Raw genomic sequence first — 25,642 nt, forward strand, 5'->3', positions numbered from 1 at the left:
TGTAAAAGAAGTTTACCCCTATTTAGACCTAGCTATTAATACTTTGTAGCCATTGAACTTGACGAGATAATGTATGACAACAAGCGCGCTAGTCGTTGATGACGAAGTGGATCTATGCCGATTGATGCAAATCACTTTGACTAAGATGGGCATCAAAAGTGATGTGGCCTATACTTTGGCGCAAGCAAGATCATACTGGCAAGACAATACTTATGATTTTTGCCTCACTGACTTGAAACTACCTGATGGCTCAGGGTTGGAGCTGGTCAAAGAAATCAGCAACAGCTCGAATACGCCGATAGCCGTCATCACTGCTCATGGAAGTATGGATCTGGCCATTGAAGCACTGAAGCTTGGTGCTTTTGATTTTGTCAATAAACCACTTGAGCTACCAAGATTACGTCAATTGGTAGAAAACGCGCTAAAGGTTATTCATCAGGATAATGAGGCACAGGCCACTCCTGAATCCTCACCTGAGCAAAAGATGCTGGACGCTAGGCTAATCGGCGATTCTGCGGTCATGCACCCTCTTAAAAACACCATATTAAAATTGGCACGCTCACAAGCACCTGTTTTTTTATCTGGCGCATCTGGTACAGGTAAAGAGGTCGTCGCTAGACTGATTCATGATTTAAGTCCACGGCGAGATGGCAGCTTTGTACCAGTGAACTGCGGCGCAATACCTTCTGAGCTGATGGAGTCAGAGTTTTTTGGTCACAAAAAAGGCAGTTTTACAGGGGCTGTGGCTGACAAGCAAGGATTGTTTCAGCAAGCCAATGGCGGTACTTTATTTTTGGATGAGGTGGCAGATTTACCATTAGCCATGCAGGTGAAGCTATTGCGTGCCATCCAAGAAAAGACTGTGAGAGCCATTGGTGACACCAAAGAAGTACCAGTAGACATCCGCATTTTATCCGCCACTCATAAAGATTTGAGCCGCTTGGTACAGGATGGTGCGTTTCGACAAGACTTGTATTATCGTATCAATGTGATTGAGCTTAAGCTGCCGACACTGAATGATCGACGTGATGACATCCCTGTGTTAGCAGAGCACTTTTTAGCCATGATTTCTGCTGAATGGCAGCTAGAGACACCCCCATCTCTAACGCGCGAAGCCAGCGAACGTTTGCAGCGTCATGACTTTGCCGGTAACGTTCGTGAACTACGTAATTTACTTGAGCGTGCAGTGACGTTGGCAGAGACTTCGGACATTGATATCAGTCATTTAGGCCTACCTGATGTTAATCTCGACTTTGAAGATGAGCAAAGCCAATCTCAACCAACCACCCAAACAATATCTAAAACCCCAGAAAACCGTGAACAGGCGCTTCAATCCGACAGTGAGATAACGGCTGTAAAGCACAAGCAAGAAACAACTAACTTGCACCCTTATCGTACTAATACCCAACACTACCCTTCAATGACACAGCGCTCAGTGCCTAATCATACAGAATCATCCATTAGTCCAAGTGATACGAATCAGGAAGCACCGCTCAATCGTTCTATTCAACCAGAAAAGAATGAGCCTGCAAACCTGCAAGAACCGCTTAATGGTCAATTGCCAGCCCAAGGGTTGGAGCATTATCTACAGGAACAAGAAAAGCAATTAATCATCACAGCCCTCAAACAAACTGGCTGGAATAAAACCCAAGCAGCAGAACTACTTGGGACGACTTTTCGCTCATTACGTTATCGTATGAAAAAGCTAGAAATTGCAGAAGACCAATCTGAGTAGGTCTATCAGAGCATTGAATTTTTATTTCAGAGATTCAATGGCTGTCTGGCGGTATATTATTAAGTCTTAGTCTATCAACAGTATACTAATTTGCAGTCGCCTTTCGAATGAAGCGGATGCCAGAATCGAGAGCACGGGGTTTTAGTAAATCCAGCGCCTGCTGCTCCCATGAGCTCTCAATTCCTGACAAAGCAATGTCAGGCTCAACGCCGATGCCGTCGATCTGTCTGCCTGATGCTGTCATATAGTTAGCTACCGTCAGCTTGACTGCTTGCTCGTCATTGAGTGGTATGACTGACTGTACTGAGCCTTTACCATAGCTCACTTCGCCGATGATAGTAGCGCGTTTTTGTGCCTGTAAACTACTGGCCAAAACCTCGGCCGCGGATGCCGAGTAGCGATTTTGTAGAACAACCATAGGTAGAGGTTTGAGTATCGCATCCCCTTGGGTGGTTAGTACACGCGATTTGTCTTGACGTGCCTGTACTTGTACCACATCAGTATCATTCATAAATAAACTGGCAACGCTCACCGCTGATGTAAGTACACCGCCCGGATTGTCACGCATATCTAGTAGAATGCCTGAGATAGGTGCATCTAAATTAATCAAACCCTCTAACAGCTTTTCACGGCTATTGTTCTGGAATGCAGGTAGTTTAACAATCGCAATGCCATCGACGAGTTTTGTCTCAACAATTTGAGGGTGACTATTATTCCGCTGTAATGTCGTCGTATGCTTGCGGCGTCCCGCTTTAGAAGTGATGATATCTACTTGGGTACCAGCAATCCCTGTTAATAGCTGCTCAACGTCATTACTTTGCCGATTTTCGTCAAGTTTGAATTCACCAACTTGGTGTAAATAATCGCCCACTGCGATGCCTTTTTTATCTGCAGGCGAATCATCGATAACTTCTGTGATGACCCAATAGCCCACCTCTGGCTGATAAGTCACTTGGATACCGATATCACCTACGTCCCCTTCGGTAAAAGCGCGTAGATTTTCATAGGCTTCAGCATCCAAAAACTCGGCATGGCTATCAAGCTTAGTTAGCATACCGCTCATTGCATTATTAAATAACTCCTCATCATTGACCGCGTCAACATACTGACGGCGCACTAAATCAACAACAGCAACAAAGGTCTTTAATGTCTCAGGAGAAATTGCATTCAATGATACTTGCGAAACCTCTGATGGAATACTGGTATCGATATTATCATCATCGTCTATTAACGCACTCTCGTCTGGAATACTATCTATTGAATCATCTGATTCGTCTGCCGCATTCAACATCTCAGTGTCATCTTCAGCCACTATATCATCGGCATTCAAACTGATAAGCTGTAGGCTTGATGTCGGACTAGCATCATCGGCTGAGGTCACTGCTGCTTGCGCGTCCATACTGACAACACATAATCCAAGTAAACCCATTGCTAGAGTGGGCTTGAAGCATAAAGATTTAAAAAATGCAGATTTAGACACAATCGTCGCTAGCGACGAATTCATCACTCGTTGGTCTAATTGTTTAGACAAAGATGAGCGCACAAAAGAGATAGGATGCATAAAAAACTCATTTAAATAATAGGATGTATAAAGTTATTGTTATGTATTACCGTATAAGTTAACACCAAAGGCCTCTCTCAAACTAGGGCAGTTTTGCAAATCATCAAGCAAAATACATCATAAAAAAAGGGAAAGGTAATAGCTACCCTTCCCTTTTCTAGTTTATATCATTCATCTAATGAGCCATGTCTTTACAGATTATCCGATGTATGGATAACTTGAGACAACTGGCTTACGATGCTGAAACCAATAAACTCTCACCAGTCATTTCAGTAGGTGCATCAACATTCATTAGTGCCAAAATAGTCGGTGCGACATCACTGAGCTTACCGCCACGACGTACCTGTAGTTTTTGTGCGCCTACATAAATCAGCGGTACATGCTCTGTCGTATGCTGAGTATGTACTTGACCACTTTCGTAGTCTTGCATTTGCTCACAGTTACCGTGATCAGCTGTAATAAGCATATCACCGCCAGCAGCTTTTACTGCCGACTCGACACGGCCCACACAGACATCCAAGGCTTCTACGGCTTGGACCGCAGCGTCAAAGATACCTGTATGCCCTACCATGTCCCCATTGGCATAATTGACTACTAGCACGTCATATTTGCCAGATTCAATCGCTTCGACTAACTTATCCGTCACTTCAGGCGCGCTCATTTCAGGCTTCAAGTCATAAGTTGCGACATCTGGAGATGGTACCAAAATACGCGTCTCGCCTTCATACTCTTCTTCACGGCCACCGCTAAAGAAAAACGTCACATGCGCATACTTCTCAGTTTCCGCGATACGTAGCTGGGTTTTACCTTGATCCTGCAGGTACTCTCCCAAGGTATTGGCCAAAGACGTTGGATAGTAAGCGATGCTGGTTTTTGCATTGTCCGCTAAAACGTCTGAGTACTTGGTCAACATCACAAAGGCAGCAAGTTTTGGCTGCTTTTGACGGGCAAATCCTGAAAACTCATGATCAGGTAAAACAAACGCTTGAGCAAGCTCACGAGCACGGTCGGCACGGAAATTCATAAAGATCAGCGCATCATTGTCTTCGACGGTATAAGGCACTTCATCACGTCCAATGACAGTCGTCGGGCTGATAAATTCGTCAGTTTCACGTGCTTTGTAAGCGGCTTGGACAGCACCGTCCGCACGTGTCGACAAGCGATCTGCCTTGCCTTCAGTAATCAACTCATAAGCTTTTTGTACGCGATCCCAGCGGTTGTCTCGGTCCATCGCATAGTAGCGACCGATGATGCTGGCAATCTGTACGCGCCCGCCTTCATAATGAGCATTAAGCTTATCAATGTAATCACGCAAACGATTGATGTATTTATCAGCGGATTTAGGCGGAGTATCACGGCCGTCTAAGAAGCAATGGATAAAGACGTTCTTGGCACCATGAACCAATGCTGAATGGCACATGCCCTCGATATGGTCTTGATGTGAGTGAACACCGCCATCAGAGAGCAGACCCATAATATGTACATTACCGCCAAGCTCATTAGCCGCTTTCACTGCGTCAACCAATGCTTCATTTTTGTAAAATTCGCGATTGGCAAGTTCACTTGAGATGCGAGTCGAGTCTTGATAAAGAACACGGCCAGCACCCAAATTCATGTGCCCGACTTCTGAATTACCAAACTGGCCATCTGGCAGACCCACATCTTCTCCTGAAGCAGAAATCAGTCCATGAGGGTATTTTTGGTAAATTCTATCTAGATTTGGCATATTTGCCGCAGCAATGGCGTTATCTTTATCTTCTTCACGATGACCGAAGCCATCTAATATCATTAAGACATGCGGCGTTTTTTTATTCTGTGCGCCGCCTTCTTTTTTACTGCTGAGCTGCTGCGCCTGATTTTCGTCAATAGATTCTGATGCTTGCTGGGTACTGGTCATATATTACCGCTCCTCGAGTGAATGAACGCCTTTAATGCTATGTTAGGGTATGGAAAGCCCTCTATATTAACACATATCTTAAAATAGCTGAAAAACTGACAATTTTTCACTAAAAAATGATGAGGTTTGTATCGTTATCAAAAGCCCAAAACCTACCACATATATCAGGTAACAATACTGCGTATCAATCTGTAAATCATACTTGCAATCATTCATCTCATTGGTTAAGATGAATCTATTCTGAAGTGTTGGCTAGTAGATGTTTATTCCCTGAGCCGATAATGCTTTACCAGGATGTGGTACCTATCGTCTCATTGTGTATGCCTGCACCGCTTGCGGTGTATCAGGAAACCTGCAGAGATGATGACGCATCCGCCCTGAACTTCACGGTTCATGGGTCACCATCTTACAGCGGCACTTCGGTTGTTTTATTCGGTTTGTAAATATGTTCTTTATAATTAATATATTTACTGCCACTAAAAAGCCCCTTTCGTTAATGACGGAAGGGGCTTTTTCTATGCCTAATGAATGACTAAATCACTGTTACTCATCATTAGCAGATTTGGTAATTTTTTTCACATCTTTAGGGATGTTTTTGGCCGTACCATCAACAGTCGTATGTTGTTTAAACACGTCACCAAACGGGTTTTGCTGTTGTTGACCAAATGGATTTTGGTTATTCATACCACCTGCGCCACCGAATGGATTCTGTCTACCCATACCACCAAACGGATTTTGGCCGCCGCCCATTTGACCACCCATCTGTTTTGCCATCATTTCCATCATTTTTTGCTGATTATTCATGACATAGTTATTGGCAAAGTCTTTGAGTTTCTTTTGTACTGGTGGCAAGATCACGAGTAGCGCGAGCACATCACTCAGCACACCTGGAATAAGTAGCAAAATACCAGCGACTGCCATGGCAATGCTCTTAATCATGGTGGACTCTGGTGGACGCATTGCAGGGTTCATCATACCACCTGCTTTCATCTGCTGAGCCATTGGATTCAAAGAAGCCATACCTTTACGCACAAGAGAAATACCGATCACTGCTGCGACAATAAACCACATGAACACCCACCAGCCGCTCATGAATTGAGCAAGCAAATACCACAGTAGCATCTCGATAATAAACCAAACGATGGCTATACCAACTATCTGACCCATAAAGTGTCGTCCTATAAAATAAAAACCAATAAATTGAGCGCCATGCAAATTAAAATGGCTAACATATGATGTATATGGGGATTGGTTGCTATACTATCAAACTTACGGCTGATTTTTAAGCCATAAAACAAAATGTAAGCAAGACGGAATACTATGGCAATTATTATCGGGATCGACCCAGGGTCACGCATGACGGGTTATGGAATAGTCCAGCAGACGGGTGATAAGCTCACTTATATCGATGCAGGCACGATTCGCACAGATACCAAAGAGATGCCTGAACGCCTCAAGCGTATTTTTAATGGATTGACCCGCATCACCCAGCATCACTTGAAATACGCTGACGAGCCTATCTATACGGCTATTGAACAAGTCTTTATGGCAGAAAACCCTGATTCTGCACTTAAGCTTGGGCAAGCACGAGGCGCAGCGATTGCAGCGATGGTCGCCTTGGATTTAGAAGTATCAGAGTATACTGCTCGGCAAATCAAACAAGCCGTGTGTGGCTATGGCGCTGCTGCTAAAGAGCAAGTACAGGAAATGGTTTGCCGCATACTACAGTTAGAAGTCGTACCACAGCAAGATGCAGCCGATGGTCTTGCCTGCGCTATTTGTCATGCGCACTCCAGCCATTCTATGAATAAAATACTACTTAATAGCTCTATGCGAGGACGCGGTGGCTCTAAGAAAAAGGGTCGTTGGCGTTTGACCGAGGAAGATTTGGGTAACTTGCGTTAAAGATAGGCGTTAAAGCAGACAAGCTTTAAAACCAATAAGCATTAAAATAGTGAGACAATAAAAAAACACGCCATTGGATGCGTGTTTTTTTATGAGTACAAGCCCTGTCACTTTTATCTTTTGGAAGACGACATTACAGCGGACTACTCTACAACTGCACTTTCAATGACAGCGTCGAGCACATATGCATACTTTTCATCGTCAGTATCATTTTCTGCTGTTTCGTCTGTTTCTATTAATTCGTTAGTCTCTAATCGGTAGCGCTGTAATCGTAATACTTCTTCATGCATACCGTCATGCTGGTAGCCATCTATCTCTCCTGCAAATACTCTCCACTTCCCTTCACGAACTTTGACACCTTGATCGTTGTAAGTGATGGGCCTAACTTGGAGACACTGCTTTTCACCATTTATGTCACAATTGACTTCTTTAGCATTCACTGCCCAAAATAATGTCTTGCCCTTACTGTTGTATTTCGCTTGAGGTGTGAGTTTACCACTCCAAACCAAAGTCACATCGTCGTCAGTAAATTGGGTCAATACTGGACTTTCACCTTGCTCCATTTTTAATTCACTGCTACCTAGCATCAACGTATTTAATGTGTTTTCTGCCATATCAAGATCGCTACAAGACATTTTGGTGCTCATGACTTCTTCAGTGCTCAAAGCATGTCCCTGTAGCTCATAAGCAGCGCTCACCATATTGCAGCCAACGCTGTAGCTGAGTGTGTCTTGATTGAACACTAAGGTCACCTGACTATTGATATCCGCAAACTCAGGTATAGGCTGTTCATTGGCACCCGTTGCACCCATTAATGTCCAGCGATGATGGAATAAGGTGGTTACGAGCTTCTCTTTAGCACTTAGTTTGGTAGAGCCAGGTTCATCCATTGCTGGCTCGTTATCGGTCAAAAGGTTTGCACTGGATAATGCATCTTCGGTTTCAGTAATGTCAGATGTACCTGATATCTCGTTTTCATTAGAAGCGTCTTCTTTTTGACAAGCGCTCAGCATCAAGCTTGCCGCCACTATACTGGGCAATAAAAACGTTGTCCGTGCTGATTTTTTGGCTCTACCTACCATATTACGAACCTCTTAGTAAGCGTATCTCAATTTTCTCGATTACTTATTTCTATATACTTGCTGGGCCTGCACCTTCTGAAGAAATATTTAATTAACCGTTCTGGGATATCATTATTATAATCACGTTAGATTAACCACTATAGACCGAGCATTATTAGCTTATGTAATAAAATGTTGATTTTTATTATGTTTTAAATTCTTTTATTATTTTGCTATCTAATATCACTAATTTCGTGGATGAAAAAAGGATAGCTAATACATATTAGCTATCCCCGATATTATCTTTAATGAGCAAGCAGCTAAAAACAATAGAGCTTGCGATGTATCTTTTTATCTAATCATTGGTTTCTGCAGGCTTAGCTTTAGCCATATTTTTAATACTGAAGCGCTCATTCATCTTTTGATAAAAACGGGCTAGGTTTTTGCCTTGCTCATTAGGATCAACTTTGAGCACTTTACCAAAATCTAAGCCTAAATACAGCACGATGTCAGCAAAGCTCAATTGCTCACCCACTAGATACTCACGACCCTCCAAAATTGTCTCAAAATACCCCATTGCCTTGATAGCTCGAGCAATTGATGGTGCGACGAACTCTGGTACCTGTTCAACACGCTGTGCTTTGGACGGGTGACTGTGCTGGAATGCTAGCATCAAATTGTACATTACTTCAAACTCAGCAATACGGCGCATAGAGCAAACCTGGGCACGTTGTACCACATCATTACCCATGACCGAACGCTCACCATAGACGCGATCCAGATATTCGCAGACTGCTTGTGAGTCATTGAGCACGGTGCCATCGTCTAGTGTTAAGACAGGGACTGTCTGCATCGGATTTATTTTGGTAAATTCGTCTGACATCTGCTCATTTTTGGCAAAATCAATATCAATCACATCGATGTCATCCATATCATCAACATCGATACCTTTTGATGCCAATAAGATAAGGGCTTTGCGCGGGTTGGGTGCTGTACGGGTGACGTATAGTTTTTTCATGATGAACTCCTTGTAAGAATGATTGAATAGAAATTTAGCGCTGATACGCTTTATTATGATGGTGGTACTGATGAGCACCAATCTATTGATACTCCATACCACAGTTATAGCTTACTCTGACCGTCATGGCAAAGGCTTATTACTCATGAACCGAAAATAGCAAAAGCCCCATAACTTTAAGTCACGGGGCTTTATTTAATCATATTTATGCAACCAGTCCAGTTATTTATTAGGGGCTGGTGTCGTACGTAGGTACGGCTTGATTTCTTTATGACCTTTTGGATATTTGGCAGCAATATCTTCGTTTTTGACACTTGGTGGAATGATCACGTCATCACCGTCCTTCCAATCTACAGGCGTTGCGATGTTATACTCATCCGATAGTTGTAGTGCATCAATAACACGGATGATTTCATCAAAGTTACGACCACAACTGGCCGGATACGTCAGCGTTAGACGCACCTTTTTATTTGGATCAATGATGAAAACGCTACGTACTGTATGTGTGCTATCTGCATTAGGGTGCATCATGTCATATAGCTCAGCGACTTCTTTATTAGGATCAGCGATAATTGGGAAATTCATCTCTGTGCCCTGAGTCTCACCGATATCGCTCGCCCACGCTTTATGGTCTTCTAAGCTATCGACAGAGATACAGATCGGTTTCACATTGCGCTTTTGAAATTCGCCATTCAGTGCTGCTGCACGACCAAGCTCAGTGGTACATACTGGCGTAAAATCTGCTGGATGCGAGAAAAAAACCACCCACTGATCACCTGCCCACTCGTGAAAATTGATATCACCTTCTGTGGTTGTCGCATCAAAATTGGGTGCGGTATCGCCTAAACGTAAATGTGCCATGCTTTATTCCTTAGCTATGTTGATGAACGCTCGTATTGACCCATCGGCCGCGCGCTCTATTATTATCATCGACGTGCTCGCCATAAAAATGCAAAGCACATCCGTAAAAACTGACTTTATAGTAACAAACTGGTTATGAATGTCTTGTGACGGATTGTAATGCGGTTATTCCACTCTAAACTATCGGAGAACGTAGAATCTGGGTCAGTTCTATAATAGCCCGATTAAGGTTTATATTGTGACAAATAGTGCTGAATATCACTCTTTTGTGGATGCTCACTCAACCAGGTCGCAAAACCTTCAACTTTATCAAAGTCTGTCCCTAACTTCTGCTGATAAAGTTTTTTAAAAGACTGATCGCGATCTTGATTTCTTAATTGCTGTTGCCACGGCTCACTCATTACCGCGGTGAGTTTATCCTGCATGTTTAGATATTTGAGTAATGACCATTCACCTCGGTCTAACCAAACATCATCACAAGTGTGGCAAACGTTAATGGTGTTTTTATGCTCATTGTTAATGCGATATTTCAGCATAAACTTACGACAACGTTGACAGATGAGCGCATTATCTGTGTTGTCTAATTCATCCGCACTAAAAGCGTCTAAGGTCTCATTCGCATTATTGACAGCGGGATGGTTTTCAAGCCAAGTACGATAGCTTAGTAAATCGAGATAAGTCCCTTCGCAGGATTCGCAACCCAAAGCTGACAGGGTATCATCAAGCTTAGTCGGTGATAAGCTTTGGTTAGTACATTTATAGCAATTTAAACTCATAACATCCTCTTTTAAAGTTAAGTTTAGGGCATGTTTGATAACTCACAAATAAGCACTGTCTGTAGATTTATAATTATTCACAAAAAAGCCCATCCCTAGCGTACTAGAAATGGGCTTGCTTGCAAACTACTATTGTTCAGTATTATTTCAAAACATCATTTTAGCAATGACATTTTAGAGACTGGGCCAATATGGATTACGCTGGCTTATAGCTATCACGCAAGCTAACGATTTGGTTAAATACTGGCTTATCCGTGCTGTGATCTTCGCTATCGGTGATAAAGTACCCTTCACGCTCAAACTGGAAACGCGTGCCAGCGTCAGCATTGGCTAAAGATGGCTCAACCACTGCATTTAGCTCAGTGAGCGAGTCAGGGTTTAGCGCTTGATGGACATCAGCGACGCTACTTGGATCTTCAGCACTGAATAGCTGCTCATACATGCGCACGGTCGCTGGTACACCTTGACTGGCTGATACCCAATGAATCACGCCTTTAACCTTACGCCCTTCAGGGTTGTTGCCCAAAGTAGTAGGATCAATTGTCGCTTTTAGCTCAACGACATTACCATTTTCATCAGTGATATGCTCAGTGACGGCTAGCACGTAGGTGTTACGCAAACGAATCTCTGGCTTTTCTGGTGATAGGCGTTTATAACCTGCTGGTGGTTCAATCTCATAATCACCTTGATCGATATATAAAGTCTCGGTAAACGGAATCTCACGCTCACCCATATCGACGTTAGGATGGTTCGGCTGCGTCAACCAAAGCGTCTGAGTCGCATCGTCAAAACGGGCATTAACGCTATCGGCTTTTTGCGACTCCCAACTGCTGACGGCATCAGAGAAGTTAGTGATGGTCACTTTTAACGGCTTTAGTACCGCCATGCCGCGACCAGTTGTCGTCTCTAATGACTGACGGACGCTGAATTCCAATAAGCGAAAATCAACGACGCTATCTGCTTTGGTCACGCCCACACGCTCACAAAAATCACGCAAGCCCTCTGGCGTATAACCACGGCGGCGCATACCAGCGACAGTCGGCATACGGGGATCGTCCCAACCGCTGACGATGCCTTCATCGACGAGCTGCTTAAGCTTACGCTTACTGGTCAATGTATGATCCACATTTAAGCGGCTAAACTCGTACTGATGCGGCGGTACGTCAAAACCGATCTTCGCGATAACCCAATCATAGAATGGACGATGGTCTTCAAACTCAAGCGTACACAATGAATGGGTGATACCTTCGAGCGCATCAGAGAGTGGATGCGCAAAGTCATACATTGGATAAATGCACCATTTATCACCAGTCTGATGATGAGACTGATGCATCACGCGATAGATGACAGGGTCACGCAGATTCATATTTGGGCTGGCCATATCGATTTTGGCGCGCAATACCGCCTTACCTTCAGCGTACTTACCGTCTTTCATATCATTGAACAGCGCTAGGTTTTCTTCAACACTGGCATCACGCTGCGGAGATGGCTTTCCCGCTTCATTGAATGAACCACGGTTATCGCGAATCTGCTCAGGCGTTTGCAAATCGACATAGGCATCGCCTTGTTCAATCAACTGTATTGCCCATGCATGTAACTGGTCAAAATAACTTGACGCGTGATACGCCTCACCTGCCCACTCAAAACCGAGCCACTTCACATCATTTTCGATGTTATCGATAAAATCTTGCTTTTCGGCGGTTGGGTTGGTGTCATCAAAACGCAGGTTGCACACACCGCCGAACTCTTTGGCCACACCAAAGTTTAAGCAGATAGATTTTACGTGACCTAAATGCAAGTAGCCGTTTGGCTCAGGCGGAAAACGTGTGACAATTTGCTCATACTTTTGCGCATTGACATCGTCACGAATGATATTACGAATAAAATCGTTTTTTGCTTCGTCTTTTTGTGCATTGTTGCTTGAGTGCTCACTCATCGGGTATTGCTCCTAACGCAAATTGTCAATTTGTAATACGTGCCATCACGCATCACAAAACGTTCAAAATAAATTATTAAAATAAATTGGGATATAAAAACTCAGATAACGCGACCGCATTATCAAAATTTGTCAAAGCTGATCAAAAATGGCTAAAGTTGCGTTATTCTATCAGCTTTTGCAAACGCATTAACAGCCTGATACATGACACGGGATAAAAAAGCCGTTAGACTACCCGTAACTTTTTAACCACCAATTTTTAACCACCACTTGACAGCGTCATTTAAGGCGCTGCAATCAAAAAGGAATATCCAATGGTAGACATGCCACCAGTAGTAGAACTTGACACCAATATGGGTGCGATCGTTATCGAACTCAACGAAGAAAAAGCACCAAAGACCGTAGAAAATTTTTTGAACTACGTAAAATCTGGTCAATATGACGGTACGATTTTCCATCGCATTATTGATGGCTTCATGATTCAAGGCGGCGGAATGGATGCTGAGATGAATGAAAAACCAACCAACGCGCCTATCGAAAACGAAGCGGATAATGGTTTGAAAAACGACAAAGGTACTATCGCAATGGCGCGTACCCAAGATCCGCATTCAGCAACTAGCCAGTTTTTCATCAACGTAAAAGACAACGATTTCCTAAACCACTCTGGCAAAAATATGCAAGGTTGGGGTTACACTGTATTTGGTAAAGTCACTAGCGGTATGGATGTGATCGAAAAAATGAAAGGCGTACCAACTGGTCGTTTCGGCATGCATGCTGATGTGCCAAAAGAGCCTGTCGTTATCAACTCAGCGACCATCATTACTCAGTAATCGTTATTCAGTTACCGCAAATTAGTAACTGCAAACTGACAAGCATTATTCAATAAATTTCATTGGGTAATGCCTGTTATATGATAAGGATAAAGATAAATGCAGCGTTTTGATCATTTAATCACGACCCGCCCTCATCAAGTGCGGCAAGTAATGATTAGCGATTTGCATTTATCGCCTCAGGAGCCTGCCTTAGAGCAGGCTTTTTTGGCTCTGCTCGATGACTGTCTTGCCCTGCCAGCGCTCAAACGCCTATTTATATTGGGTGATTGGTTTGAGGTATGGCTAGGTGATGATACGTATTTATCATTGTCAGAAAACGAGCAGATAGCACATTGGCTAACCCCGTTGATTGCAAAGCTCAAACAGCTACGTATCAATGGTTGCGAGATATTGGTCATGCACGGCAACCGTGATTTTTTGTTAGGACAGCCATTTTGTAATCTATTCGGCGGTGAACTGATAAGCGAGCCATATACTTTGCCTGTCGGTCAACAAACTTACCGCTTAGAGCACGGTGACGCACTCTGCACCGATGATAAAAAATATCAACTCTTTCGTAAAATCATGCGCAATCGCCTGACCCAGTGGTATTTGCTTAATAAATCATTAGAAAAACGCTTAGCCATCGCAGACAACATGCGTAAAAGAAGCCAGCAAAACAATGCGAACAAAGCGGCTTATATCATGGATGTGAATGATGAGACCGTACGTCAAGCCATTACTACTAGCGATGCGCTACTGCACGGACATACCCATCGCCCAGATATCCATCACGTCACCGCTGACAAAAAACGCTATGTGCTTGGTGATTGGCGCTTGCTAGATACCGACACACGCCAGCCTAAAGTCAGTGCAGTGATTGGTGCAGTGACAGATGACGAGCATTCAAATGACGGTTTTAGTAGTAACGATTTAAGCAATAATGATGCTGGGTTTGAATTGTTTGAGTTTACAATGCTTGTTTGATTTTATCGTTGAATCTATCTAAAAAACAAAAGGGTCTGTTGAAATATCAACAGACCCTTTTGTTTTTTACTACAATTCTTTTACTACACTTTTAAATAGCTTATCGCTTGCTAGCTATTTAAGGTATTAGCTTAAAGAAATGCTGACGGTAGTGCTTTAGCTCACGGATAGAGTCACGAATATCATCTAGGGCTAAATGACTACCACCTTTTTCGAAGTTCTTTAAGATATCAGGACGCCAGCGGAAACAAAGCTCTTTAATTGATGACACGTCAAGATTGCGATAATGGAAGAAACGCTCAAGCTCTGGCATTTGGCGCGCCATAAATCGACGATCTTGACAGATAGAGTTGCCGCACATTGGTGACTTGCCACTATCGACCCATTTATTTAGAAACTTGATGGTCTCAGCTTCCGCTTCAGCCAATGTCACTGTGCTACGGCGCACACGATCGACCAATCCTGACTGGCCATGTTGCTTGGTATTCCAGTCATCCATTTTATTTAGGACTTGATCCGATACTTTGATCGCAAACACAGGCCCTTCGGCAAGCACATTCAAATCTTCATCAGTCACGACGGTGGCAATCTCGATAATTTCATCGTTTAAGGTATCAAGTCCGGTCATTTCTAAATCAATCCACACCAGCCCTTTTTTGCCTTGATTTTTGATCTTAATCTTATTGGGATGGTCACCGGTAGCCATAAAATATCCTATCATTCATAATTTTGGAAAAACAATTTTAAAAAACGTATTACACGTAGACACTCGTGCTCAGACAGTATTGCAACATGCTACTTGGTTCAGAAAACCTACAGGGTCGTACAATATTACAAAACCACTGTCTGCCGCAGACGCTTTAGGCTGTATGTTAGCAAATTTTCACGCTACACTTAGCAATATTTTTATAATAGGTCAAAAACCCATGGCATTAATCCGGCAACGCAAACTGACCAAACAACAGATTCGTCGCATCGACAAGCAGCAGCTGTCCAATCAAGATAGTATTGATGATAGCTTGATGGATGGTGTGGTCATGGCGCATTACGGTAAGCAACTAGAAGTACAAGTCACAAGCCTGCCAGCTGTAATACCTGAGCAGCCAGAGACTGCACCTGATGATCCTGAGCCGTTTTGGCAGATGCTCGAGCTCGGCGATATTTGGCGCTGCCATGTACGCACTAACTTGCCGATGCTAGCCGCTGGTGACCAAGTGCGCTGGAGTGCCGACTCCAACACAGGCTTTGGCCGTATCGAAGCCGTCAAACCTCGTACCTCATTGGTTTCTCGCCCTGACCGCTATCATAAGCTCAAACCTGTTGCCGCCAATGTTGATATTCTGGCCATCGTCTTTGCCCCATTACCTGCTGCCGCGCCTACCTTGATTGATCGCTATCTTGTGGTATGCCATCATGCAGGTGTCAAACCACTGCTTGTCCTCAACAAAGCTGATCTGTTGGCTCAAGAAAACGGCGTCGATACCAATGAGCTATTGGCACAGTATGCCGCACTTGGTTATGAAAGTGTTCTGACTTCGGTCGATTGTCCTGAAAACGTCGCCGAGAGTGACGAACAAGAAGGCCTTGATGAGTTAAAACGCTATATAGATAAAAAACTGGTCATCTTTGCAGGGCAGTCTGGTGTTGGCAAAAGCAGCTTAATCAACGCCCTACTCCCAGAGTCTGGTCAAAGCGTCAATATCATCTCGCAAAACTCTAAGCTTGGTCAACATACGACAACGACCAGTCGACTACTGCCATTCAATCCAGATGATCTCACCCAAGGCGGCATCGTGGACACCCCAGGTATCCGTGAATATGGTATCTGGCATCTGACGCCTGATGACATCATCTCAGGCTTCATTGAGCTGGCGCCACTGGCCGGCGACTGTCAATTCCGCGACTGTCGCCACACCCATAACAGCAAAGGCTGTGCACTATGGCAAGCCGTGGCTGACGGTACTGTATTACAGCGCCGCGTTGAAAACCTTGTGACGCTACGAGAGGAAGCTGATACTAAGCCTTACTAGGTTCAGTTAGCATCATTTCAAAGGCAAAATGCAGGCTTGATTATTGACCGTGTCATCGCCCGTTTACTATAGATGACCTTATCGGTATAATAGCGCCTTGTTCAATATCATTGGGCTGGCTTCTCAGCTCAATAGAACACCTATTTTTTTGGAGGTATGGTTTGGATCGTGCGCTGGAATTTGTGGGCAACCACCCGTTTTTATTTGGTATATTAGCCGTACTTGCTATCCTGTTTTTTACCATTGAAAACAAACGTAGCGGTAGAAAAATATCGCCCAACACCCTTGGCATGATGGTCAACTCTCAAAACGCGCAGCTGATCGATATTCGCGCCAAGAAGAAGTTTGAATCAGGTTATATACAAGGCAGCCGCAACATACCGTTCACTGACCTCAAAGACCGCTTAGCAGAGATTCGCGCGATTGAGCAGCCAGTGATTATCATCTGTGATATGGGCGTACAAGCAGGCGCAGCCATTCAGATGATTGGTAAAGACAGTGTCTATCGCTTAGAGGGCGGTATTGGCGGCTGGCAAGGCGCTGGTATGCCATTGGTTGGTGTAAAAGACGCCAAATCAAAAAACAAAGCTAAGACCAAGCCTAGCTTGAGCAAATAGTAGATTATCTGAAATATAGCTTTTGACTAAAAACAGCATCTGATTAATGATAGCAAAATAAAAAGACACCTTATCACTAGGTGTCTTTTTTTATATCCTGTTTATACTGCTGCCGAGGGTTTTAAACTAAAACGGCTTGAATTTGTCATGCTCATCCCCACTTTAGTATGAGCATAATCGAATACATTTGCACTTTACTCATTGATAACAGATTCTATCAACACTGAGACTATGATAATTTATCAGGCTATCTATAATAGGTTTGTTATCTCATAAATTTATAAATAAGGATTTACCATGACTGTATCTGTTAAAGTTTACACGACCCCTATCTGCCCATACTGCTCAAACGCCAAACAACTACTAAAAACCAAAGGCGTTGATTACGAAGAAATCGGCATGCACGACATGAGCAGCGAAGATCGTCAAGCACTGATGAAAAAAACCAATAACTACCGTACTGTGCCACAAATTTTCGTTGGTGAGACCTTTGTCGGCGGCTTTGATGAGCTCAACCAGATGAACCAGCAAGGCAAACTTGACGAGCTATTAGCGGGTTAATCTGCTACCTTGCTTTACTGTCTGTCTTTATTTATGTAAAGATAGACAGTGGCAAGCTTGGAAACCGTAATAAAAAGTAAGGTTAAAAAAATATCGAGCTACACGCTTAGTTTATATTACAATGACTTTTTATTAACATGACCGTTTGCCCCATCACTTGATTTAATTTTAGAGGATTTATCATGGCTGAAGAACAAGCACAAGCACAACCACAATTGGCACTAGAACGCATCTATGTAAAAGATATGTCACTTGAAGTACCAGGCGCTAGCGTATTCACCAAAGAGTGGAACCCAGAGCTTGATATCAATTTGTCTAGCAACGCTGAAAAACTGGATGATGATCATTATCAAATCATCTTGACCGTAAGCGTAACCGCAAAAAATGCTGAAGAAGCAGCATTCATTGCTGAAGTACATCAAGCAGGTATCTTCTTGTTAAAAGACATTCCAGAAGATCAAATCGGTCAAATCCTGGGTGCATACTGCCCTAACGTGCTGTTCCCATACGCGCGTGAAATCATCAGCGACATCGTGACGCGTGGTAGCTTCCCGCAGCTATTGCTTGCGCCTGTGAACTTTGATCAAGCGTATGCACAAAGCCAGCAGCAAGCACAAGTTGATGCTCAAGGTAACGCATAAGCATTAATTAAAATATATGAGCTTTATCAGTCGTATATTTGATAAAAAACCGTTTACTTATAATGAGTAAGCGGTTTTTTTGTGGGTATTTTCTGTGAGGTATAAAAAAACCCTGTAATGAAACAGGGTTTTTAATGACTATATCGACTGGCTAAATTAATTAGCTAAAATCGAACATTAGCCTTTTAACGCAGACAAAATCTGCTGCTTAACCGCTTCGATGTCTTGCGTGCCATCAAACTTATCGTAGTTTGGTGCATCTGCGCCCTCTGTGGCTTTTTCTTGATAAAAACCAACCAATGCAGATGTTTGCTCATGGTAAGTCGACAGACGGTCGCGAATGGTCGCTTCTTGGTCGTCTTCACGCTGGATAAGCGCTTCGCCAGTCACATCGTCGATCCCTTCCTGCTTTGGCGGATTGTAATCAACATGATAAACGCGGCCTGACCCTGGGTGCTGACGACGGCCAGACAAACGGCTCACGATTTCATCATCAGGTACGCTGATCTCTACCACGTGATCGATGGCAACATCAGCATCGGCAAGTGCTTGCGCTTGAGGAATAGTACGTGGAAAACCATCAAAGATACAACCGTTGGCACAATCAGGCTTTGCAATACGCTCTTTTACGAGATTGATAATGAGGTCATCAGACACCAGACCACCAGCATTCATGATATCTTTGGCTTTTTTGCCAAGCTCGCTGCCTTCTTTGATAGCAGCACGTAGCATATCACCCGTTGATATCTGCGGAATATCATATTCTTTAGAAATAAACTGGGCTTGAGTACCTTTACCGGCGCCTGGTGGACCTAGCAAAATAATACGCATCATTACACGATTCTCCTGAATTGAGTGGGATTTTAGGATTAATAAAACTTAGGGATTGGCGGATTGCAGAGATACCTTACCTTGTGACCTTGCAAACCTCAAGTATTTTCATGATTATGGTCATAAGTTGCCATGACTTAGGTGTTCATATAACACTGTTGCACCGTTTTGTGGGCAACAGCGTTGATACGACAAATGCTGACAATGACACATCCCAATACTAGGGGATTTGTTGATTAATTTCTACATTAGCCTGGTTTTGATCAGCACTAATCACCACAGGATTGCCTGATAGGTCTCCTGATTCTGCGATGGCTGTACCACTATGGCTAATACGAGCGATGACAGCTAACTGTACTTTGTCAGATCGAGCAGATCCTAGGGTACGCTCTGGCATCATGGCATCAAGATCACTTAGGCTAATAGTCGCCTCACCTTGTTTTATGGCAGTAATCGGCAATCGTTTTGCCGCAAACGGCGGGCCACCATTCACATCACGAATCGCCACAAACAGCACGTCATCCGCTTTGACCAGTGGCAGTAGGCTTGAGTTGATCTTAACGGTCACCTCGATACCTTCAGAGGCTTGTTGCTGCTGCATGGTCACATTGGCACTGAGTTCATCTAGACTGGATAACGCCTGCGTATGATCGCCTGGTTTGGCAGAAATACTGTCACGCAAGCGTTTGATCCAGCCTTGTGCTTGATCAAAATTATTTGCTCGCGCCTCACCCATTGCCATGAGCATTTGCGCGCCTTCATGCTGTGGGTTTTTGGCCAATACCGTTTCTAGCACTCGGCGACTATTTTCGTCTAACTGACCCTTATTAGCAAAGAAATTAATCTGCGCGTAAGTAATGGCGATTTCTTCGTTATCAGGCGACAAACGATACGCACGTGATAAGGCTTCTAATGCTGAATCGGTCGCCTCTAATGATAAGAACAACTCTGATAGGCGCATCCAACGGTTGTAATCGTACGCATGGCGATAGACATTGGTCTGCATGGCACTAATCAGCTGATTGCCATCTTCGATCGCCCAAGCAGGCGGCTGGTCAATCTTGCCAGTTAATAAGTCATCCGCCACTTGACCTACTTTGTCTTCGCTTGCCCAAAGCTCAAATACAGGCGTGCGATCTCCGACCATCAAGTACGCCATCGCAGACAGTACAGGCACCCAGACGACGATAATCAATCGACTCTTAATACCAGGCGTGACCATAGGCGCGACTTCACGCTGAGCATCCAAAAGCTGGCGTTCAAGCTCAAGCTTTTGGTTTTGATAGTGATGCTCATCAATGATGCCGCTGTCTTTATCTGTTTTCAGCTCCGCTAAGCGCTCCCGAAAGACCGCTACGTTGATATCTAATAGCTGATTGTCCAAAGGCTTACTATGCGTGCGAGGTGCTCTCAACCATGGTTTAATCGCAATAACAGCAAGCAATAAGGCGGTAAGTAGGCTCAGCGCAATAAATAAGCCAACCGTAGAAAATATGGTCATTTTTTGTCCCCAAGGCGTGTAATATCATGATCGTCTTTATTATCAACACGTGATAATAAGCGCTCAAGCTCCGCTTTTTCAGCAACAGACAGCGCCTCAGCGGTACTATCTACTGTCATGCCGCTTGCACCACTGGCAACAAGCTGACGTCGTTTGCTTTGCCAAAACCAACCTACTAACAAGATGATGAGCAATAATGGTGGAAAGAACCATAAGATCCACGTTGAAGGACGTACTGGTGGCTTATAGCTAATAAAGTCGCCATAACGTTCCTGCATATAGGCACGAATCTCACCATCGCTACGACCATCTTTGACCAAATCATAGGTTTTTTGCTTTAAGTCTTGGGCAATTGGGGCATCAGAGCCTGCCAGATTCTGGTTTTGACATTTTGGACAACGCAGCTCTTCGATAAGGCCACGATACTGTGCCTCTTGTTGTACAGAGTCAAAATCATAGACGTCGATGGCAGCAAAACTGGCCATACTGAATAGACAAGCGATAAGCAAGCTTGCTAATTTTATCGTAACGGATTTTATTTGATAGGCTATCATTGACACGCCTCCTCAACCTGACTTGGATCTAAACTAACGCCATTATTATTGGCATTATTAAGCACCATCAAGCAAGGCGCGATACGGCTTTGCCAGTTGCTCTCATTGACCTCACCGATAATATGCTGACGAATAATCCCTTCACCATCGACGACAAAAGTCTCAGGCGCGCCAGTTAATCCTAAATCTAAAGCAAACTGCCCCGATAGATCCTGAATAGACATCGAAAAGGGATCGCCGCCTTTGTTCAGGTATCCGAGTGCATTACCGATGTCATCTTTGTAGTTGACACCTACCAAGTTCACACCGCGCTCCTCCAATTTCATTAAGAAAGGATGCTCGATGATGCAAGTAGGACACCATGATCCCCAGATATTCATCAAGAACGGTTCATCAGGCAGGTTATCATTGGTCACGATACGACTGGTATCGGATAACAATGGCAACTCAAAAGCGGGAACTGGACGCTCAAGTGCTGTGTTCGTCACGATATCCGTCGGTTTGCCCAAGCGCATGTATAGCATGGCAACCAGACCAATGAAAATCACCAGCGGAATCAAAAATCCTAACTTGAGTGACTTTTTGCGTTTGGTATTCTTATTGCTTTGCTGAGTCTGTTTATCAGGTGCATTGTTTGAGGTCGTCATGTTACTGATCCCCTGTCTTGATAGCTTGCGATTCCAAATCTGCAACCGTAGCAAAGCCTGATTTTTTGGCGGCGATTTGCGCAGGTGTTCTGGTTTTCTTAATACGATAACGATTGTCTAGCATGCTGAGCAATGCGCCAAACGCCATAATAAGCGCACCTAGCCATATCCAGCGAATCAGCGGTTTGACATAGATACGGAACGCCCACTCGTTGCTATCCTCAGCAATTGGCTCACCAAGTGCGACATACACATCACGCATAAGGCTGGCATCAATCGCCGCCTCGGTCATTGGCATCATACTGATAATATAGTTACGTTTTTCAGGATGTAGCGTCGTCACCGTTTGACCGTCTTTGCTCACCGATACCTCGGCTTGCGTGGCGTCAAAGTTACTGCCTTTTACTTCGCTAAAACCTTTTACTGTAAAGTCATAACCTTGGACATTGACACTATCATTTGGTCCCAGCGCCACATCACGTTCAATACTGAGTGTACTGGTAAATGCCACACCAATGACCGCAACGAGCACCCCGATATGAGCGATTTGTTGACCCCAATAGCTTAGACGCAGCTGGCGTAGTCCGTTTAAACGGCTCGGTGCATTCTTGGTTTTGTCTCTAAAGTCGACCACCATCCATAAGAGTACCCAAAAGCTCACTGCCAACGTGACGCCAATATTTAGCATCGCTGATGGACTTGTAAAATAAGCGATAATCGCCGCCAATACCAGACTGCTCACAGCGATAACCATGCCAGCACCCAATAATGGGCGGCTGTCTTGTTTCCAGCGGATATTAGAGCCCATCCCCATCGCGATGAGCAGCAACCATGTCAATGGCACAAATAGCGCATTAAAGTACGGAGGGCCGACCGATACCTGACCTAAGCCAAAAGAATCAGCGATAATGGGGTATAGCGTACCAAGTAGGACAACCAAGGTCGAAATCAAAATAATGACGTTGTTAATCACCAAGAACGACTCGCGTGAGATCAGTCGATACTGGCTTTCAACCGTCAAACGCCAACCACGTACCGCAAACATCAGCAGACCACCGCCGATAATCACGCCAAGAATGGCTAGAATAACGAGACCACGCGTCGGGTCAGCAGCAAATGAATGGACTGAAGTAATAACGCCTGAACGGACGAGGAATGTGCCTAGCAAACTAAGTGCAAAGGCAAAAATGGCAAGCATGATCGTCCATGCTTTGAACACACCGCGCTTTTCAGTGACGGCAAGCGAATGTAGCAATGCCGTACCTGCGAGCCATGGCATCAGTGAGGCGTTCTCTACTGGATCCCAAAACCACCAGCCGCCCCAGCCAAGCTCATAATAAGCCCACCATGAGCCAAGTGCGATACCAACCGTTAAGAAACCCCAAGCCGCTAGCGCCCACGGACGCGACCAGCGTGTCCAGACCGCATCCAAACGCCCTTCCCACAACGCTGCCATACAAAAAGCAAATGGCACGACCATACCCACATAACCCATGTAGAGCATCGGCGGATGAATAATCAAACCAAAATCTTGCAAGACAGGGTTTAGATCCGCGCCATCAACTGGCAAATTGGGCAAGGTACGATCAAATGGTGACGAGGTAAAGATCAGCATCGCTAGCATCATCATCTGCACGCCTGCCAATATCACAAGGACACGCGCACGCATGGACAGCGGTAATCCGCGGCTAAAATAAGACACCAGCGCACACCAAGTGGCCATAATGGTCATCCACAGTAGCAATGACCCTTCATGCCCGCCCCACGTTGCAGACAGCTTGTAATACCAAGGCAGCAACGTATTGGAGTGCTGAGTGACGTAGACGAGACTAAAATCGTTGTAATAAAAGCCTGCCATCAGTGCAGCAAATGATATGACCATGGCCGCAAACTGCGCCCATGCAAGACTTGGTGCTAGACGTTGCCAAGCGACGTGGTCGCGCATGACACCAATGGTTGGTAGCACCACCTGCAAAATCGCCAGTATAAAAGCGGCCAGCAAGGCAAAATAACCCAATTCTGTGATTAACATACGGTCTAACCCTGTTTACCTTAGATACCATTAAGGGTTCACCGATGGCATTGTGAGCCACTGGCAAACGCTAAATAGTCCTTTATGCGGTCATAGTTTACGGTTAAAAACTGAGGTTTCGATAGCTGTAGAAGCACCTAAAACCCGCTACTATCATTGTGACGTATCAATCTGAATGGTTGATACAAAATGCTTCATTGTGGTTTATTTTATATTCTTTTATTTGTCCAAACTCTATTAGATATTGTTGCTTGTTACCATTTAAAAATACTTATCATTGTTTTATTACTCACAATACCAGTATTACTGCATCGAGGGAAAGAACACTAGCACAAGATGCAGCCACCCTGCCAAAAATCCAGTCAAACCACCCAAAACAATCAAGGTCATCTCATCTTCACGAAAAGCTGGACGCAGTAGATTCTGAAACTCATTCGGCGTCAGCGCGCGTATTCTATCGCGAAACAGCCCAAATATTTTACTGGCTCGACTTTCATTGAGCTCAGGATCACGCAGCGGTACCATCGTTGCCACAATCGATTTGTCAATAATGGTATTTTTCAGCTGCCCATAATCACGGCGGCCCAATCCCACACGTAATGTCGTGCTGATTACTGGTGACTCTAGTACCGTATATAGGTGTGATTTCATCAATTCACGAGTTTGTGCTGAGCGATCACCATACATCATCTCGTTCATGATGTTCTCTAAAGTAACCAAATCTTTTACCACAATCTCAGCAAAAACTTCCGAAACTTCCTCTTGGCGCTTCATAAAGCCACCTTGCAGACAATACCTTGCGATATGCGGCATGACTGGTTTGATAAAGGGGAAGCGGCTCTGTACCGAAAAAAGTTTCAAATACGGGATAAAATGCGGCTCCACTGGATTAAACACCATCCAAATGGCAATCCAATTGGTCAAAAAGCCCCAAATCGCGGCAAAAAACGGTACAGTCCAATGCTGCGGCACCACCAAAAATATAAACATCTGGATAATACCAAACACTAACCCAATCAAAGCACTGATATGCCAAATAAAATCGATTTCTTTTTGACCGACTTTTAAGAACATATTGACCATCAGGCGACGATCGTTCTCCATCGTATTAACGATCATCTTGCGCATATCGACCAGATCTTCGACATGATAAGTCAAATCTGTCACCAGCGACTGCATGATACTAGGCAGCTCTTTATGGGCTTGGGCATAGACACGGCGCTTTAGGGCATAAGGTAGGTTACCCCATAATGCGGGTGAATGATCGAGCATAATCTCATCAATCAACGGCTCAAGGTTTTTGTCAACCGTATCAGTGACAAATAGCGCCATTTGCTCCGGTTCCATCGCTTTGAAAAACTCATCCAGCGAACCGAGCTTTGACAATGTCTGATCAACGATAACACCCGATATTTTACCCGCTTTACGGGGGACAATACCTTGCCAGCCAATACCCGGCAACCCAAAGAATGGGAAGTTTGGAATACGAATACCCCAAAACTTAATCGGATAAAACAGCATCTTGAGCGCCATCCACACATGTACCCAAGTGACGAATGCCGTCACTGGTGGAATGGTCAGCATGGCAAAAAACTCTGGGTGCTCAGTTATCGTCTGCCACAATGAATTTACGTCCATGACTTCTCTAGTTCCTGACAGGTTGATTGTCGTTGCTAATA

The 25,642-nt window shown here is 44.2% G+C and carries 23 protein-coding genes and 1 other RNA gene; 9 read left to right on the forward strand and 15 right to left on the reverse strand.

The window, feature by feature from the left end:
• Positions 1–73: 73 nt before the first annotated feature.
• Entirely contained in the window at positions 74–1,735 is a 1,662-nt protein-coding gene (locus ACHUET_RS09105; RefSeq protein WP_394212298.1) for a sigma-54-dependent transcriptional regulator, read from the forward strand.
• Positions 1,736–1,820: 85 nt separating this feature from the next.
• Here the strand turns inward: ACHUET_RS09105 and ACHUET_RS09110 are convergent, their stop codons facing one another.
• Together ACHUET_RS09110 and gpmI are read right to left on the reverse strand one after the other, a co-directional pair.
• Complete coding sequence (locus ACHUET_RS09110; RefSeq protein WP_394212299.1) at positions 1,821–3,296, reverse strand: S41 family peptidase; 1,476 nt, start codon at positions 3,294–3,296, stop codon at positions 1,821–1,823.
• A 232-nt stretch (positions 3,297–3,528) separates the two neighbouring features.
• Positions 3,529–5,193: a 2,3-bisphosphoglycerate-independent phosphoglycerate mutase gene (gene gpmI / locus ACHUET_RS09115; RefSeq protein WP_394212301.1), complete on the reverse strand. Its 1,665-nt coding sequence runs from the start codon at positions 5,191–5,193 to the stop codon at positions 3,529–3,531.
• A gap of 234 nt (positions 5,194–5,427) precedes the next feature.
• Here gpmI and ssrS point away from each other — a divergent pair.
• Positions 5,428–5,623: non-coding RNA, 6S RNA (gene ssrS, locus ACHUET_RS09120), on the forward strand.
• Between the two features lie 113 nt (positions 5,624–5,736).
• On the opposite strand, the gene ACHUET_RS09125 is transcribed toward ssrS, so the two are convergent.
• Positions 5,737–6,360: an FxsA family protein gene (locus ACHUET_RS09125; protein WP_394212302.1), complete on the reverse strand. Its 624-nt coding sequence runs from the start codon at positions 6,358–6,360 to the stop codon at positions 5,737–5,739.
• Between the two features lie 153 nt (positions 6,361–6,513).
• On the opposite strand from ACHUET_RS09125, the gene ruvC reads away from it, so the two are divergent.
• A complete protein-coding gene (gene ruvC / locus ACHUET_RS09130) occupies positions 6,514–7,098 on the forward strand; it encodes a crossover junction endodeoxyribonuclease RuvC (RefSeq protein WP_071001968.1) in 585 nt (194 codons plus the stop codon).
• Between the two features lie 143 nt (positions 7,099–7,241).
• Here ruvC and ACHUET_RS09135 read toward each other — a convergent pair whose 3' ends face one another.
• The 5 genes from ACHUET_RS09135 to ACHUET_RS09155 form a co-directional block, all read right to left on the reverse strand.
• Positions 7,242–8,180, reverse strand: coding sequence for an META domain-containing protein (locus ACHUET_RS09135; protein WP_394212305.1), 939 nt, complete (start codon positions 8,178–8,180; stop codon positions 7,242–7,244).
• Between the two features lie 334 nt (positions 8,181–8,514).
• Complete coding sequence (locus tag ACHUET_RS09140) at positions 8,515–9,177, reverse strand: glutathione S-transferase family protein (RefSeq protein ID WP_394212307.1); 663 nt, start codon at positions 9,175–9,177, stop codon at positions 8,515–8,517.
• A gap of 222 nt (positions 9,178–9,399) precedes the next feature.
• Positions 9,400–10,038 carry a peroxiredoxin gene (locus ACHUET_RS09145; protein ID WP_201598466.1) on the reverse strand — a complete coding sequence of 213 codons (639 nt, stop codon included), beginning with the start codon at positions 10,036–10,038 and terminating at the stop codon, positions 9,400–9,402.
• Between the two features lie 224 nt (positions 10,039–10,262).
• A complete protein-coding gene (locus tag ACHUET_RS09150; RefSeq protein ID WP_319050636.1) occupies positions 10,263–10,814 on the reverse strand; it encodes a TFIIB-type zinc ribbon-containing protein in 552 nt (183 codons plus the stop codon).
• A gap of 196 nt (positions 10,815–11,010) precedes the next feature.
• Positions 11,011–12,750 (reverse strand): glutamine--tRNA ligase/YqeY domain fusion protein, encoded by a 1,740-nt coding sequence (locus ACHUET_RS09155; protein WP_394212308.1) that lies wholly within the window; start codon positions 12,748–12,750, stop codon positions 11,011–11,013.
• Between the two features lie 314 nt (positions 12,751–13,064).
• Here ACHUET_RS09155 and ACHUET_RS09160 point away from each other — a divergent pair, with 314 nt between their 5' ends.
• Positions 13,065–13,580, forward strand: a complete 516-nt coding sequence (locus tag ACHUET_RS09160; RefSeq protein WP_058025915.1) for a peptidylprolyl isomerase — start codon at positions 13,065–13,067, stop codon at positions 13,578–13,580.
• Between the two features lie 99 nt (positions 13,581–13,679).
• Positions 13,680–14,549 carry a UDP-2,3-diacylglucosamine diphosphatase gene (locus ACHUET_RS09165; protein WP_394212310.1) on the forward strand — a complete coding sequence of 290 codons (870 nt, stop codon included), beginning with the start codon at positions 13,680–13,682 and terminating at the stop codon, positions 14,547–14,549.
• Between the two features lie 118 nt (positions 14,550–14,667).
• Here the strand turns inward: ACHUET_RS09165 and orn are convergent, their stop codons facing one another.
• Complete coding sequence (gene orn, locus ACHUET_RS09170; RefSeq protein ID WP_394212312.1) at positions 14,668–15,255, reverse strand: oligoribonuclease; 588 nt, start codon at positions 15,253–15,255, stop codon at positions 14,668–14,670.
• 220 nt (positions 15,256–15,475) lie between these two features.
• On the opposite strand from orn, the gene rsgA reads away from it, so the two are divergent.
• The 4 genes from rsgA (at position 15,476) to secB (ending at position 18,398) form a co-directional block, all read left to right on the forward strand.
• Positions 15,476–16,579 carry a ribosome small subunit-dependent GTPase A gene (gene rsgA / locus ACHUET_RS09175; protein ID WP_394212314.1) on the forward strand — a complete coding sequence of 368 codons (1,104 nt, stop codon included), beginning with the start codon at positions 15,476–15,478 and terminating at the stop codon, positions 16,577–16,579.
• Between the two features lie 161 nt (positions 16,580–16,740).
• Entirely contained in the window at positions 16,741–17,196 is a 456-nt protein-coding gene (locus ACHUET_RS09180) for a rhodanese-like domain-containing protein (RefSeq protein WP_223333057.1), read from the forward strand.
• 297 nt (positions 17,197–17,493) lie between these two features.
• Positions 17,494–17,757: a glutaredoxin 3 gene (gene grxC / locus ACHUET_RS09185; protein WP_238036782.1), complete on the forward strand. Its 264-nt coding sequence runs from the start codon at positions 17,494–17,496 to the stop codon at positions 17,755–17,757.
• 182 nt (positions 17,758–17,939) lie between these two features.
• On the forward strand, positions 17,940–18,398 hold the full coding sequence (gene secB / locus ACHUET_RS09190; protein ID WP_394212316.1) for a protein-export chaperone SecB: 459 nt from the start codon (positions 17,940–17,942) through the stop codon (positions 18,396–18,398).
• 177 nt (positions 18,399–18,575) lie between these two features.
• Here secB and adk read toward each other — a convergent pair whose 3' ends face one another.
• The 6 genes from adk to ACHUET_RS09220 form a co-directional block, all read right to left on the reverse strand.
• Complete coding sequence (adk, locus tag ACHUET_RS09195; RefSeq protein WP_394212318.1) at positions 18,576–19,232, reverse strand: adenylate kinase; 657 nt, start codon at positions 19,230–19,232, stop codon at positions 18,576–18,578.
• A 217-nt stretch (positions 19,233–19,449) separates the two neighbouring features.
• A complete protein-coding gene (gene ccmI, locus ACHUET_RS09200; protein ID WP_394212319.1) occupies positions 19,450–20,730 on the reverse strand; it encodes a c-type cytochrome biogenesis protein CcmI in 1,281 nt (426 codons plus the stop codon).
• Positions 20,727–21,215 carry a cytochrome c-type biogenesis protein gene (locus ACHUET_RS09205; RefSeq protein WP_394212360.1) on the reverse strand — a complete coding sequence of 163 codons (489 nt, stop codon included), beginning with the start codon at positions 21,213–21,215 and terminating at the stop codon, positions 20,727–20,729. Before ACHUET_RS09205 ends, ccmI begins: the two co-directional genes overlap by 4 nt.
• A 65-nt stretch (positions 21,216–21,280) precedes the next feature.
• Entirely contained in the window at positions 21,281–21,931 is a 651-nt protein-coding gene (locus ACHUET_RS09210; protein ID WP_394212321.1) for a DsbE family thiol:disulfide interchange protein, read from the reverse strand.
• A gap of 1 nt (position 21,932) precedes the next feature.
• The gene (locus tag ACHUET_RS09215; protein WP_394212322.1) at positions 21,933–23,963 is read right to left on the reverse strand and encodes a heme lyase CcmF/NrfE family subunit; all 2,031 of its coding nucleotides are present in this window, start codon (positions 23,961–23,963) and stop codon (positions 21,933–21,935) included.
• A gap of 303 nt (positions 23,964–24,266) precedes the next feature.
• On the reverse strand, positions 24,267–25,601 hold the full coding sequence (locus ACHUET_RS09220) for a DUF445 domain-containing protein (RefSeq protein ID WP_394212362.1): 1,335 nt from the start codon (positions 25,599–25,601) through the stop codon (positions 24,267–24,269).
• Positions 25,602–25,642: the final 41 nt, after the last annotated feature.

It is taken from the genome of Psychrobacter piscatorii (assembly GCF_043641605.1).
GTDB classification, from domain to species: Bacteria; Pseudomonadota; Gammaproteobacteria; order Pseudomonadales; family Moraxellaceae; genus Psychrobacter; species Psychrobacter piscatorii_C.

Bases quoted from the DNA above. Each gene is read 5' to 3' on its own strand.
- ACHUET_RS09105 (WP_394212298.1), top strand. From the start codon at position 74: ATGACAACAAGCGCGCTAGTCGTTGATGACGAAGTGGATCTATGCCGA.
- ACHUET_RS09110 (WP_394212299.1), bottom strand. From the start codon at position 3,296: ATGCATCCTATCTCTTTTGTGCGCTCATCTTTGTCTAAACAATTAGAC.
- gpmI (WP_394212301.1), bottom strand. From the start codon at position 5,193: ATGACCAGTACCCAGCAAGCATCAGAATCTATTGACGAAAATCAGGCG.
- ACHUET_RS09125 (WP_394212302.1), bottom strand. From the start codon at position 6,360: ATGGGTCAGATAGTTGGTATAGCCATCGTTTGGTTTATTATCGAGATG.
- ruvC (WP_071001968.1), top strand. From the start codon at position 6,514: ATGGCAATTATTATCGGGATCGACCCAGGGTCACGCATGACGGGTTAT.
- ACHUET_RS09135 (WP_394212305.1), bottom strand. From the start codon at position 8,180: ATGGTAGGTAGAGCCAAAAAATCAGCACGGACAACGTTTTTATTGCCC.
- ACHUET_RS09140 (WP_394212307.1), bottom strand. From the start codon at position 9,177: ATGAAAAAACTATACGTCACCCGTACAGCACCCAACCCGCGCAAAGCC.
- ACHUET_RS09145 (WP_201598466.1), bottom strand. From the start codon at position 10,038: ATGGCACATTTACGTTTAGGCGATACCGCACCCAATTTTGATGCGACA.
- ACHUET_RS09150 (WP_319050636.1), bottom strand. From the start codon at position 10,814: ATGAGTTTAAATTGCTATAAATGTACTAACCAAAGCTTATCACCGACT.
- ACHUET_RS09155 (WP_394212308.1), bottom strand. From the start codon at position 12,750: ATGAGTGAGCACTCAAGCAACAATGCACAAAAAGACGAAGCAAAAAAC.
- ACHUET_RS09160 (WP_058025915.1), top strand. From the start codon at position 13,065: ATGGTAGACATGCCACCAGTAGTAGAACTTGACACCAATATGGGTGCG.
- ACHUET_RS09165 (WP_394212310.1), top strand. From the start codon at position 13,680: ATGCAGCGTTTTGATCATTTAATCACGACCCGCCCTCATCAAGTGCGG.
- orn (WP_394212312.1), bottom strand. From the start codon at position 15,255: ATGGCTACCGGTGACCATCCCAATAAGATTAAGATCAAAAATCAAGGC.
- rsgA (WP_394212314.1), top strand. From the start codon at position 15,476: ATGGCATTAATCCGGCAACGCAAACTGACCAAACAACAGATTCGTCGC.
- grxC (WP_238036782.1), top strand. From the start codon at position 17,494: ATGACTGTATCTGTTAAAGTTTACACGACCCCTATCTGCCCATACTGC.
- secB (WP_394212316.1), top strand. From the start codon at position 17,940: ATGGCTGAAGAACAAGCACAAGCACAACCACAATTGGCACTAGAACGC.
- adk (WP_394212318.1), bottom strand. From the start codon at position 19,232: ATGATGCGTATTATTTTGCTAGGTCCACCAGGCGCCGGTAAAGGTACT.
- ccmI (WP_394212319.1), bottom strand. From the start codon at position 20,730: ATGACCATATTTTCTACGGTTGGCTTATTTATTGCGCTGAGCCTACTT.
- ACHUET_RS09205 (WP_394212360.1), bottom strand. From the start codon at position 21,215: ATGGCCAGTTTTGCTGCCATCGACGTCTATGATTTTGACTCTGTACAA.
- ACHUET_RS09210 (WP_394212321.1), bottom strand. From the start codon at position 21,931: ATGACGACCTCAAACAATGCACCTGATAAACAGACTCAGCAAAGCAAT.
- ACHUET_RS09215 (WP_394212322.1), bottom strand. From the start codon at position 23,963: ATGTTAATCACAGAATTGGGTTATTTTGCCTTGCTGGCCGCTTTTATA.
- ACHUET_RS09220 (WP_394212362.1), bottom strand. From the start codon at position 25,601: ATGGACGTAAATTCATTGTGGCAGACGATAACTGAGCACCCAGAGTTT.